This window comes from Vibrio sp. T9 (assembly GCF_003123985.1).
GTDB classification, from domain to species: Bacteria; Pseudomonadota; Gammaproteobacteria; order Enterobacterales; family Vibrionaceae; genus Vibrio; species Vibrio diabolicus.
Window position 1 is genome coordinate 1 of the sequence record NZ_NIGY01000007.1, and the last position, 12,885, is coordinate 12,885.

The 12,885-nt window shown below is 44.4% G+C and carries 13 protein-coding genes; 2 read left to right on the forward strand and 11 right to left on the reverse strand.

The features are described from left to right. Window positions 1-234 precede the first annotated feature (234 nt). From CBX98_RS14935 to CBX98_RS14945, 3 genes are all read right to left on the reverse strand, one after another. Window positions 235-852 (reverse strand): hypothetical protein, encoded by a 618-nt coding sequence (locus CBX98_RS14935; RefSeq protein WP_109169662.1) that lies wholly within the window; start codon window positions 850-852, stop codon window positions 235-237. A 151-nt stretch (window positions 853-1,003) separates the two neighbouring features. Continuing rightward, a complete protein-coding gene (locus CBX98_RS14940) occupies window positions 1,004-1,450 on the reverse strand; it encodes a GNAT family N-acetyltransferase (RefSeq protein WP_109169664.1) in 447 nt (148 codons plus the stop codon). 134 nt (window positions 1,451-1,584) lie between these two features. Further along, a complete protein-coding gene (locus CBX98_RS14945) occupies window positions 1,585-2,085 on the reverse strand; it encodes a GNAT family N-acetyltransferase (protein WP_109169666.1) in 501 nt (166 codons plus the stop codon). Between the two features lie 245 nt (window positions 2,086-2,330). Between CBX98_RS14945 and CBX98_RS14950 the strand changes: the two genes are divergently transcribed. Beyond that, window positions 2,331-3,293 carry an integron integrase gene (locus tag CBX98_RS14950; RefSeq protein WP_012841657.1) on the forward strand — a complete coding sequence of 321 codons (963 nt, stop codon included), beginning with the start codon at window positions 2,331-2,333 and terminating at the stop codon, window positions 3,291-3,293. Between the two features lie 43 nt (window positions 3,294-3,336). Here CBX98_RS14950 and CBX98_RS14955 read toward each other — a convergent pair whose 3' ends face one another. From CBX98_RS14955 to CBX98_RS14990, 8 genes are all read right to left on the reverse strand, one after another. Beyond that, window positions 3,337-3,810, reverse strand: coding sequence for a DUF2947 domain-containing protein (locus CBX98_RS14955; RefSeq protein ID WP_046876177.1), 474 nt, complete (start codon window positions 3,808-3,810; stop codon window positions 3,337-3,339). A 13-nt stretch (window positions 3,811-3,823) separates the two neighbouring features. Further along, the gene (locus CBX98_RS14960; protein WP_109169668.1) at window positions 3,824-4,411 is read right to left on the reverse strand and encodes an HD domain-containing protein; all 588 of its coding nucleotides are present in this window, start codon (window positions 4,409-4,411) and stop codon (window positions 3,824-3,826) included. Between the two features lies 1 nt (window position 4,412). Beyond that, complete coding sequence (gene rimJ, locus CBX98_RS14965; protein ID WP_109169669.1) at window positions 4,413-4,997, reverse strand: ribosomal protein S5-alanine N-acetyltransferase; 585 nt, start codon at window positions 4,995-4,997, stop codon at window positions 4,413-4,415. A 36-nt stretch (window positions 4,998-5,033) separates the two neighbouring features. Then, window positions 5,034-6,578 (reverse strand): transcriptional regulator TyrR, encoded by a 1,545-nt coding sequence (gene tyrR / locus CBX98_RS14970; RefSeq protein ID WP_109169671.1) that lies wholly within the window; start codon window positions 6,576-6,578, stop codon window positions 5,034-5,036. Between the two features lie 100 nt (window positions 6,579-6,678). Next, entirely contained in the window at window positions 6,679-7,719 is a 1,041-nt protein-coding gene (locus tag CBX98_RS14975) for a TIGR01620 family protein (protein WP_109169673.1), read from the reverse strand. Then, window positions 7,716-9,092 carry a YcjX family protein gene (locus CBX98_RS14980; protein WP_046876180.1) on the reverse strand — a complete coding sequence of 459 codons (1,377 nt, stop codon included), beginning with the start codon at window positions 9,090-9,092 and terminating at the stop codon, window positions 7,716-7,718. The genes CBX98_RS14975 and CBX98_RS14980 overlap by 4 nt, the downstream gene beginning before the upstream one ends. A 260-nt stretch (window positions 9,093-9,352) precedes the next feature. Then, window positions 9,353-9,538, reverse strand: coding sequence for a hypothetical protein (locus CBX98_RS14985; protein ID WP_012841654.1), 186 nt, complete (start codon window positions 9,536-9,538; stop codon window positions 9,353-9,355). Window positions 9,539-9,711: 173 nt separating this feature from the next. After that, complete coding sequence (locus tag CBX98_RS14990) at window positions 9,712-11,229, reverse strand: fumarate hydratase (RefSeq protein ID WP_005376905.1); 1,518 nt, start codon at window positions 11,227-11,229, stop codon at window positions 9,712-9,714. A gap of 271 nt (window positions 11,230-11,500) precedes the next feature. On the opposite strand from CBX98_RS14990, the gene pabB reads away from it, so the two are divergent. Further along, the gene (gene pabB / locus CBX98_RS15000; protein WP_109169674.1) at window positions 11,501-12,865 is read left to right on the forward strand and encodes an aminodeoxychorismate synthase component I; all 1,365 of its coding nucleotides are present in this window, start codon (window positions 11,501-11,503) and stop codon (window positions 12,863-12,865) included. Window positions 12,866-12,885 lie beyond the last annotated feature (20 nt).

The window sequence follows — 12,885 nt, forward strand, 5'->3', positions numbered from 1 at the left end:
CGAGTCCAAGTTAACTTCTTGCAACTGAAGTTTTCGGGATAACTGTTTCGACAACCAACTCTTGCCTGAGCCAGAATTACCGATGATGAGAATTTTCTTCATATTACTCCCGCATGCTAACGCCCTGTTAAGGGGTGAGCAACGCAATACAGAAGCCGCCGCAAACCACCTTAAACACTAAAACCAACGCATAGTGAAACTGCCACGCGTTGCGAATCCCTCTTGAACAGTTTGTTAGCTTTGTTTTCTAAGTGTGACACCGTGGTTATAAGCATCAAAAAAAGCGATACCTAAATTCGAAATACTATAATGCTCAACATGAGTCTTATCTGGATTTTCTGTCCGAGCTAATAAAGGTGTAAAAATCATGTTATAGACTTTATTTGTCATGAGATCACTGAGAGTGAAATCAACGATACTAAAACCACAAGAAAGAAAACTTTCAAGATCTGCTGCATACGACTTATCAACAATTTCTAGCGAAGTCTTAAACTCGTTAACATTAATATAATCTTCTATATATCCGATGAATAAGTTAGCTATAATTTCTGGTTTTTTATTATCTGTAACTTTATCTAAAACATTAATTATCATTTCCGATATTTCATTGGCCTCAGCGGTCTTAGAAAACTGCTTTATTTTATGGTAATCCTTTTCACTCACTTCATTTAAACTTACAAAAAACTGTTCTAATTTTTTTGCAAATAATGAATCTTTGATTGATGTCACAAGTGATAGCATGTTGAAAACATTATCTAAAACGGGGATTTCTTTTATCCACTCATTCTCAGATATATGATCTATTAGTACTTCAACATTATCCCTAAATAAATCTAATCCACTGTTTTTCATTACAATCCCATGAAAAGCTAACGCCGCGTTAAGGGGTGAACAACGCTATGCCACCCAACTTAAACCATTGTGCCATAGACACAAAAGCTAAACTTTGAACCAAAGCTGCCATGCGTTGAGAATCCCTCTTGAACGCTTTGTTATGTGCGTACTAAAGTTGTGCGTACAATCTCAGCATATCTTTGTGTTGAATACCATTTTCATAGATTGGCTCTGGATAATTCAGTAAAAAGTGATCTTTGACGATTGAGTCAACCCTAAAGCCAAGACGCTGATAATAAGTCAGTTGATAACCAAAGGTACCTGTACCCAGTTCAACACGAGAGATTCCCTTACTCGATAACTGAGACAGAACTGACTTAAGCAATTCAGAACCAACACCTTGACCTTGTAACTTTGGATATACAGAGACATTGAATATCTCAGCAAGGCTATTGGTTTGTGGCCTCACTATGCAAGCGGCTAAAACACGCCCACTGTCTAGTGCAGCAAAGCACCATGAATCGGATAAATATGAAGAAATACTCGCTTCAGAAGGATCAGCTTCAAGCAGCAAATCTAGCGGAATCTGGCTACTTTTGACTTCGATATATTGCATTTTCCCTCCAAGCACATAACGCCGCGTTAAGTGGTGAACAACGCGACCACCTTGCCTAAACCATTGTGCCGTAAACACTAAATTTTATTGAAACCAAAACTGCCAAGCGTTGTGAATCCGTCTTAAACGCTTTGTTATATGCGTGTTTGAGTGGAGAGAGTAACCAAGTCATCACTGTCGTACAAACGTTCTGCGGATTCTTGCATACCAAGCTTTCGGAGTAGTTTTTCTGATGCCAGATTTTCTATTACCGCTACACCATAAACTTCAGACACCAAACCCGATTCCAAGGTGAAATTTAAGACTGCCTTTGAAGCTTCAAAAGCGTACCCTTTACCTCGATATTGAGGTAGTAATGCATACCTGATATCTGAAAAACTCGAGTCAGGAACTAACTCGACGCCAGCATAACCGATTTTTTGAGATGGCTTACTCTTTAACACAACAATGAAAGTACCATAGCCTTTCGACCAGTGAGCCACTTTGCTTGGTACGTAATTCTGAATGCACTCCAAGCAAAAAGGCTTCCCACCTGGTAAATATCTTGTTGTTTCAGCGCAAGTCAGAAGTTTTGTATAAATATCAGAATCTTCTGGGGTTACAGGGCTAAGTATTAGTCTTTCAGTCTCGAGCATCGAGTTCTCCATTTCCTCTAGAGCATATAACGCTTTCTATACGGCAATTTGCCTCCTTTCTGGCAAGCTACCGCGCTCTTTCTGATCAAAAGCGCTATAAATCGTAGCACCTATATGCATGAAACAAATAGAAAAACAGTATGAATATGTGTGGTCGCGCGCGCAATTAGACGGCGCAATGGACGCTAATTACAAAAGAGGTGATAGATTAAAGAGACTGTATAAATAAACAGGTCAACTTTATCATGAAAAGTCAGTTTTTACTTAGTGTAAAAGAGCACATGCTTACTCGTCATTATGCGAATAAAACCATCGAAAGTTATCTATTTTGGATAAAACGCTTTATCACTTTCCACCAGCTTGCCCACCCTTCAACACTAGCAGAAGATGATGTAGTTCAGTTCCTGAGTTACTTAGCGGTAAAAGAAAAAGTTGCGGTAAAAACGCAAGCTTTGGCACTGAACTCAATATCATTTTTATATCGTGATTATTTCAAAACTCCACTATCACTTGATATGAGATTTCAGAAATCCCTGACCGAAAAGAAACTTCCCGTTGTGTTAACCAGGGAGGAGATCCGACGATTCGTTCAACATATCGACCCGAGGTATAAACTCCATATTCAGCTGCTTTATGGCTCAGGGCTTCGAGTCATGGAGTGTTTGCGCTTAAGAGTTCAGGACATCGATTATGATTATGGCGCAGTTCGTGTTTGGCAAGGAAAAGGAGGTAAAAATCGTACCGTAACGTTAGCAAAAGAGCTACATGAGCCGCTTAAAGCTCAGGTTAATTTAGCAAGAGATTACTATTTTAAAGATAGACACATGCCTGGTTATGCGGGGGTATACATCTCTGAAGGTTTACGACGTAAATACCCAAAAGCGGAGCTAGATTTTAACTGGCACTTTTTATTCCCATCAACAAAGTTAAGTACAGATCGGGACACCGGAGAGCTCAGAAGACATCATATCAATGAAAGTGCAATACAAAGAGCGGTAAAGCGCGCTGCAACGGATGCGTGTATCGAGAAAACAGTAACATGCCATACACTCAGGCACAGCTTTGCCACACATTTATTGGAGTCTGGTGCTGACATTAGAACAGTACAAGAGCAGCTTGGTCACACCGATGTAAAAACCACACAGATTTATACTCACGTTATCGAGCGCGGGGCTGGCGGCGTGTTGAGTCCATTATCCAGCCTTTAGAAAAACAAAGCCACCTCGAAAAGGTGGCTTGCTGTATAACTCGCTATTGACGAACACCGAGTTTCACATTGCCTTTTGAATCAAACCAAAGCGCTTGTGAACGGCGACGTCCAATCAATATTGGACCATCATCATAAAAGAGAAAGTTCTTCCAATGCTTTTTAAAAATCGACCATTTAGTTTCGATGACATTGTACTTCTCGTAGCAAAAGTAAACGGTCACATCGTCTTGCCAATCGATATGTGCTTCTACTTCCGCTGGCATGTCCGGATCATCCAACTCCCACGCAGCCATCCAATCAACGACTTCAGACCAGTTCGCCTCATTCATTGGCCAATCTTGGGAGCTAAGTCGATCCATATCAGGGCTTTGAGCACTAATATTTTCTTTCCAAAATTGTGCTGAACGAGCTTGGCTCATCGGCTTAATAAAAGCCAAATCTTCTTTTGGCACAGGCATCGACTGATGCGTAAAAATCCATTTTCTTTGGTATTCATCCAAAGGCAAATAAGACATTCAGTCTCCTTTATTACGATTTCAGCCAACCTTTCTCTGTGGCTTCTTCAATCAACTCTTTCGCTTTGTCCCACAAGGTAACAGAGCCAAATTCAATTCGTTTATTAATGGTAAGCGCCTGTTCACGCGTTACACTATTCTCTTTCCAACTTTGACCATTGTTATGGTAGTTCAAGAGCATGGGAATTAAACGATCAAGCGCTTTTGCATATTTTGCATCATCACTCTGCGCGGCTTCAAATTCTTGCCAAAGCGCTAATAATTCTTGCCCTTGATCTGTAGGTAGCATACCAAATAAGCGTTCTGCCGCTCTAATTTCTTTTTCTACTTGCTCTTGAGACGCGACAGTATCATAAACAAAGGTATCCCCCGCGTCGATCTCTACTACGTCATGTATCAATAACATTTTCATCACTCGGCAAATATCTACAGGCGCATTCGCATGCTCTTCCATCAATATTGCCATCAGTGCGACATGCCAACTATGCTCACCACTATTTTCGAGACGCCCTTCAGCACTTTTAACTCGGGTTCGGCGCAAAATACTTTTGAGTTTATCGAGCTCGATTACAAGTGCTAATTGCTTTTCCAATCGCTCCATACTATCGCCCTTCTGGTTGCCAATTCGGATTAATAAGTGACGTTAGAACGTGGTCTTGCCATTCACCATTAATCAAAAGGTAATCTTTTGCATACCCTTCTCGATTGAACCCTACATGCTCTAGCACAGCTTCACTACGTTTGTTGTGAGGCATGTACCCGGCTTGAATACGATGCAGTTTCTGAACGTTAAACATGTAGTCGCAAGCCATAATTAATCCACGACGCATATAACCATGCCCTTGTGCTTTTTCAGCGAGAGAGTATCCGACGTTACAAGAATAAAAAGGGAAACGACTCAAATTACTAAAGGATACCGTACCTAGCATTTCACCTGAAGAGGCTCTGACCAAGAGGCAATAATACCCCAACCCCATTCGATGCAGCTCATTGAGCTTGATAAGCTTTTGCAACCAACCGTTCACTGAGAAAAAAGCTTCTTCACGTTTCGGTTCAAATGGTTTCAGATATTCTCGGTTCGCTTGAAAATACTCGGCAATCATATCTGCGTCACCGATTTCAGCGGTACGCAGAAGCAAGTCACCGTCCAACTTATGAACGGCGATAGATGAGCTGTTATCTTCCATTACAAATGATTAATTCCGTCTGTTCGTTCAATTCGATTAATTCTTGCGGATACCGTAATCACGCAGTTTATTAGCGATTGAGGTATGCGATACATTTAAGCGCTTAGCAAGCTTGCGGCTTGATGGGAATGACTGATACAAACGCTCCAGAACCTGAGATTCATAGTCACGCATGATCTCATCCAATGAACCGTCGATGTTAAGCGTCGCACTACCAGCGCCGACTGATTGAGGCTGAGGTAAATTGAAGTGCTCCGCGTTTAGTATACCACCATCCATTTCAGTGAGTGCTCGAAGAACCATGTTATCCAGCTGGCGCATGTTTCCTGGCCACTGATAATTTGCAAGGGCATCAACTAGGCCATCATCAAACTCTGGCTTATCAATACCAAGCTTTTGAGCATGTTTCGCCACAAACAACTCAAGCAATGGTGCAACGTCGTTTGAGCGCTTACGTAACGGAGGAATGCTGAGCGTAAGTACGTTGAGACGATAATACAAATCTTCACGGAACATTCCTGCCTCAGAAAGTTCGGCAAGGTTATGTTTTGTTGAAGCGATGATACGAACATCGACATGCATCTCATCTTCTGCACCGACACGACGGAAATTACCATCTTGTAGAAAACGTAACAGCTTGATTTGAAGATGCGAACTCATTTCACCGATTTCATCAAGAAATACTGTCCCGCCATTTGCTTGCTCAAAGATGCCTTTGTGACCTTGTTCATGATTAAATGAACCCGGCGCATGACCAAAAAGTTCGGTTTCCGCTACATCGTCAGGCATCGAAGCACAACTCAAAACTAAGAATGGCTTGCTCGCACGGCTAGAACGGCTGTGGCAAGCTTTAGCAAGCATTTCTTTACCGGTCCCTGTTTCGCCCTCAATTAACAGTGGCTGGTCAAGCACAGACAGCTTCTTAGCTTGGTTCATTAGCGCTTTATGACGGTTCGATATACCAACAAAGTGCTCAAAACCCAGAGGATTATGTAGCGGTAGCGCTTCTTCAATTCTTGCGACTTGCTGACTAGAGCGAATCGTCATCAGTGTACTAGCTAAGGTCGAGTTTTGCGCTTCGTCTCGGATATAAACTGGCATCAACTCAAGAACATAGTCCAAGCCATCAATCACAAGGTTTTCCCGCGTTCTGCCATTCACACCTTCAGACCAGCGAGAAAAACGAACACTTGGCAGCAAAGCTCCGATCTGCGTGCCAATTACTTCTTGCTTGTGAAGACCAAGCAGTGAAAGTGCAGACATGTTTGCCATGTCTACGGCACCTTTAAGGTCGATGGCAAAAACCGGATCGGGCAAGTTATCAACTAGCGAGAGCAACTCCGTATTGTGGCGCTCCATCGGCATAAACTGGATTTTACGTACGTCTTTCACCCCCGGAATACGGCGGATTTCAGCCATCAGCTCACTAAACGTATCAAAATCAATATCCGGGCAATTCAAATAGATAATACCGCTAATATCGATTTCGATACCACGCAAGTCGATGCTTTTAGACGCTAAAATATCGAGCAGTTCTCGGGTCAAGCCGAGTCGATCTTCACATAAGACTTCAAGACGCACTGAAAATATCCCAATTCACGACTGTCAGGAAAAGTTGACAGTAGTTTCTATCATGCTTGGAATGGCGTCAAGCAATCCTATCCATCAAAGTTGATATTCGTTACGGTTTCATCGTAATTGATGCAACTTTCGCCGCCACAGCCTTGCGTATGGTGCCCAATTTAACCTGACGGTCAGGATACCATGGTAGTGGACGCAATAAGGTCATCGCTTTCAAGCCCAAACGTGCCGTTAGAATACCAACACCTAGCCCCTGCCCCGCACGAGCGGAGACTTTGCCCGCAAGGTCCATCGACACCAAGTCCATACTGGCATCAATAGCTAGCTCACTGGCACCAGCCGCCGCCATATTGACAAATACCGCTTTTAGTAGCTTGATGCGAGAGGCGTAACCTAGCTCTACCCCATATACCTTGGAGAGGTTGTCTATCATTTTGAAATTTCGCCACGCCACCAGCAACATATCAGCGGCAGCCAGAGGGCTCACCGCGACTAGGGCCGCACACTCGGTTGCGTGCTGCGATACGATTTTCGTTGCCAATTTGTCTTGTTGGCTCACAACCATCGAGTCATACATATCAAGGATTTCAGCATCACTATGAGCAGGGTTAATGCTGTTCTGCCAACGATCAAAGCCCGGGTTCTCTGCCATCACGCCACTTTGTTCTGCCACTGTTTCGCAAAAGGCTTTCCCTTTCCCCACACTCTCACTATTAACAAGTGCTTCGGCTTCTTCTTGAACACTAAAATGATTTCTTAGTTTGCGCAGTTTCCAAAGCTCTTTACCCATCGCCCCTAAACCAAGCGAAGCGATCGCAGCAATAAACCCCGTCCAGCTTAAAGCCAGCCAATCAGAAGTTTGAATTGCGGTTATAACCGAGTCCACCGCTTGCCAGCCAACCAAACCAGCAAAGGTGGCAAATGCACCAGTCGCAAGCCATTTTCTGCCCGATTTTGGACGAATGACATGCTCGAGTTGTAATTCCTGCTCGGTCTCCTGGCGCTCTTCTTTAACTTCAACAGGTACGAATGTTTCTTTTTCGCCGAATGTTTGCTGCGCCGTCAACTCCGGTTGATTCGATTGCTGCTCTTTTTCCATTGCCTTTTCAGAGAAAACTTGTTTTTGCTTCAACTCACTCATTTCAATTTATCTCCAATTAGGTAATCCAGTGCTTTGTCTAAGCGTATATGCTTCACTGGCTCATCATTCGGTGAGGGCATTGGACGGAATGACGTAAAATCAAACCCGTTGTTTTGCCAATAAGCCGCATTTGGTAGCTTTTTCGGCACTTCTCCCGGAAACATCGTCATCGGCTCACCATCCAACGTCGTACCCTGTAACGCCGGAATCGTCTTATCTCCAGAAGAAATAAATCCCGTCGTGGTTGATTGGATAGAAGCGATACTCATGCAGCTCATCTCGATATTCTCGTAGGCTGCGGTTTGCCACGCTGGATGCACCATTTGTTGTAGCAAAGACACTAAATTGGGATGCTGATCGGGCGTTATGTGATCCGCTTTTGTGGCAGCAAACAGCACTTTGTCGATTTTTGGTGAGAATAAACGGCGCAAAAAGCTACTACGACCATAACGGAAGCTATGCATGATCTGTTCTAGCGCTTGGCGCATGTCGTAAAACGCTTCATCGCCAGCATTGAGAGGCTGCAAGCAATCCACCAGCACAATCTGGCGATCGAAGGTCGCAAAATGATGCTTATAAAACGCTTTCACTACTTTCTGTTGGTATTCCTGAAAACGCGCTTCGAGCATCGCCAAGTTGCTGCCCTTAAGCGCCTTGCTTTCCGAACCAGCACGACACGGAAAAAACTGCAGCACAGGCGCGCCTGCGAGCTCACCAGGTAATACAAATCTTCCTGGTTGTACCCAATGAAGACCTGCGTCTTTACAGGCATGAAGGTACTCGGTGTATGTATGCGCAACTTTCTCGAGTAGTTTCTCGTTCACTTCAGCAGAAAGATCCACCTTTTCTAATTCAGACAGCCAAGCTTTGGCTAAATCGCCACGCTGGCCTTTAAGTGCATCAAACTGAGTTTGCGACCACGTCGCAAAGTCCATGTCCAATAACGGCAGGTCGAGCAGCCACTCTCCTGGATAGTCGATAATATCAACATTTAAAATTGCGGTTTTACTCAACAGCTTTTTCGTGGTTTTATTTGGTTTGTACTTGAGCGCTAAGCGAATCTCACTCACATCCCGTGTTGGTACTGGCCATTGAGGTGGGGTCGCATGGATCTGGCTCATCGCTTCGTCGTAAGCAAAACGTGGCACCATCATATTCGCTTGAGGTTCACGCTTCGCTCCAATAAGACGCTTATCTCTGGCTGCAGTCAAAAGAGGCAAATTATCATGGGTAGCGGTATGGAGAAGCTGATTCACTAATGACGTGATGAATGCCGTCTTACCGGCACGAGAAAGCCCGGTGACGGCAATTCGAACATTGGAGTCCATACCTCTGTTGATAAAGTCATTGACTTCTTTCTTTATTCTTTTCATTGCGCTTCTTTATCTTGCTCCGCTCTAAAACAACGTTATCAGCCACTTCGGGTATTAATCTATGAATACTTACCTTTCAATACTGAACTCTATGAGTCTAACTTTATATACCTTAATAAAAGATGAACAAAACATCCGGCTTAATGCTGTATTAAAAAAAGAAAAGCCCCTGAGTGGTTCAGAGGCTTACTTAATCTACAGCATTAGTAACTCTATATGCGCTGATTACTATGTTAAACAGGAACCCGCTTTCTTTAAGCCTAGTCGTCTTCGATCAACTTATAGATAACAAATAGAGCGATTTCTAAAATCAACCACAACACACACGTGATGGTCACGTACTTCTCATCAAAGATGCTGATGCCGTGAAGGATCAAGTCGTAGCCAACAAAGCCACCTACCACTACAGCAAGAATAATTTGTAGAATCTGAATAAAACGAGGCATGCCGTCTCCTAATTATTGTTCGCATAACGTTTGATTGCTATGCCCTGAGGTTTATATCTACATTATATAGACAAAAAGTGCAGTTTTCGCTGCACTTTTGTCAAATGTTTGCTAGGTAAATCAGCACCTTGTCACATTCTCTCTCCTGAGACAATGTAAGATTACCGTTTGCCTTACGCTTCCATCTCTTGGATTTTCACTTTCCAAGTGTCAGGACCGATTTGGTGCGCGTTAACGCCATTTGAGTCTACAGCCACTGTTACTGGCATATCTTCAACTTCAAATTCGTAAATCGCTTCCATACCTAAATCTTCAAATGCGACAACGCGAGCTTTCTTGATCGCTTTCGCAACCAAGTACGCCGCACCACCGACAGCCATTAGGTAAACCGCTTTGTGATTCTTGATAGATTCAACCGTTGCAGGGCCACGCTCAGCTTTACCGATCATGCCCATGATGCCTGTTTTTTCTAGCATCATATCGGTGAATTTATCCATACGCGTTGATGTTGTTGGACCAGCAGGACCAACGACTTCATCACCAACTGCATCGACAGGACCTACGTAGTAAATGAACTTACCGTTGAGATCTACACCTTCTGGTAGACCTTCGCCATTATCTAGCATGCCTTGAATACGTTTATGCGCTGCATCACGGCCAGTCAGAATTTTACCTGATAGAAGAACGGTTTCGCCTGTCTTCCACTCTTGTACTTCTTCTTTAGTAATCGTGTCTAAGTTTACGCGACGCGTGTTTTCTCCCGCTTCCCAAGTAATGTCTGGCCAATCTTCTAGTTTAGGTGGCGTGAGCTCTGCTGGGCCGCTGCCATCAAGCGTGAAGTGTACGTGACGAGTCGCCGCACAGTTCGGGATCAAACAAACAGGCTTAGAAGCCGCGTGCGTTGGCGCCGTTTTGATCTTAACGTCGACAACAGTCGTCAAACCACCAAGGCCTTGCGCACCGATACCAAGTTTGTTCACGCGATTGAAGATATCAAGACGAAGTTCTTCTTCTGCGTTTTGTGGGCCACGGTCAATAAGCTCTTGAATATCGATGTGTTCCATTAGAGATTCTTTTGCCAATACTGCTGCTTTTTCAGCCGTACCGCCAATACCAATACCAAGCATGCCTGGTGGACACCAGCCCGCGCCCATTGTTGGTAGCGTTTTCTCTACCCACTCAGCAATATCGTCAGATGGGTTTAGCATCACCATCTTAGTTTTGTTTTCACTACCGCCGCCCTTCGCTGCGATCTGAATTTCAACTTTATCGCCCGGAACCATGTTGATGTGTACGACAGCAGGCGTGTTGTCTTTGGTATTAATACGTTTACCGGCAGGATCCATAAGTACTGACGCACGCAACGGGTTGTCTGGGTTCGTATACGCTTGTCGAACACCTTCATCTACCATCTGCTGAACCGTCATGTCGGTTGAGTCCCATTGCACGCCCATACCGATGTTGACGAAACACGTCACGATACCAGTATCCTGACAAATTGGTCGGTGACCTTCTGCGGACATTCGGGAGTTAATTAGGATCTGAGCAATCGCGTCTTTAGCGGCTTGGCTCTCTTCGCGGTGGTAGGCTTTTTCAAGAGCTTGAACAAAGTCTAGCGGGTGGTAGTAAGAAATATACTGTAGCGCATCAGCGACACTGCTGATCACATCCTGCTTGCGTATTACCGTCATTACATGCCTCGTTATAGTTATGCTTCCATTATTGGCTTGGCTTCAATCGTGTTTGTTGAGCTTATTGCTCTTTTGAGCTTCGTTTTTTTATAAACAATTGTCGAACGGCTGATATCGACACACGAAACGCTGAAGTCGCCTACTTGTAAACCATCTCAAAACCCTATGAATAGAGGGAGTTTGGCTATACAGAGGAATATGATACTCTTGCTGCCCATGACATGCCATGCAGTGAACGATCTCTTTGTCACAAATTACACAAATGAACAACATGGACAATCAATTCATTGATTTTAAAACGCTGGAATACGCACCAGAGTTTGCTCTTCACCTCTTTTCTCGCATTCAACACCAGCCTTGGGCGATGTTGCTGCGTTCTGCATCAGAAACGCATATCGATAGTCGCTTCGATGTGTTGGTTGCCAACCCAATTGCAACGTTAGAAACCACTGCCGAAAGCACACAAGTTGAAACACCATCGAATGCCTATTCAACTCAAGATGACCCATTCGCGCTGCTTCATCAGTTGCAGGAACAGTGGCTTCCTCACGTTGAGTTAAATAAAGAATTGGATTTGCCTTTTGTCGGCGGAGCGCTCGGTTACTTCAGTTACGATTTAGGTCGACGCGTAGAAACGATGCCAGAACTGGCCGAAAAGGACCTCAACACGCCCGATATGGCGGTAGGTCTGTATGAATGGGCCGTCGTTGTTGACCACAAGCTTAAAAAAGCCTGCCTAGTCGGTCAGAATATCGAGCAAGCTTGGCAATGGTTAGACGAGCAAGAAGCAGAGCAAAGCGTAGACTTCGCTCTGTCTGGTGATTGGCAGTCAAACATGACGAAAGAGAGCTACGCTACTCGCTTTGACAAGGTGCAAGAATACTTGTTGAGCGGTGACTGCTATCAGATCAATTTGGCGCAGCGCTTTAACGCACCGTATCAAGGCAGTGAGTGGCAAGCGTATCTGAAATTGGAGTCCGCCAACCAAGCGCCATTCTCAGCGTTTATCCGTATGCCTGAGTCTTCAATTTTGAGTATCTCTCCAGAGCGCTTTTTAGAGCTCAAAGATCGCGTCATTGAAACGAAACCAATCAAAGGTACTCGCCCACGCAGCGAAGATTCAAAACAAGATAACGCTAATGCCCATGACTTGCAGACAGCAGAAAAAGATCAAGCAGAGAACCTGATGATTGTCGATTTGCTGCGTAATGACATTGGTCGAGTTGCATCACCGGGGAGCGTTCACGTGCCAAAGCTGTTTGAAATTGAAAGCTTCCCCGCAGTGCATCATTTGGTGAGCACCATTCGTGCGAATTTGGATGAACAATACTCTCCTGCAGATTTGCTGCGAGCGTGTTTTCCAGGCGGTTCAATTACGGGCGCACCTAAAGTTCGCGCAATGCAGATCATTGAAGAATTAGAGCCACATCGACGTAGCGCGTATTGCGGCAGTATTGGCTACATTTCTCGCCATGGTCGTATGGATACCAGCATCACCATCCGCACTCTCGTAGCGGAGAATCACAAACTGTACGCTTGGGCAGGCGGCGGCGTCGTTGCAGATAGCGATTGCGCTTCTGAATATCAAGAAACGTTGGATAAGCTCTCAAAGATTTTGCCAGCGCTGCAATCGTAGGTTTCGTCAAATGGCAACGG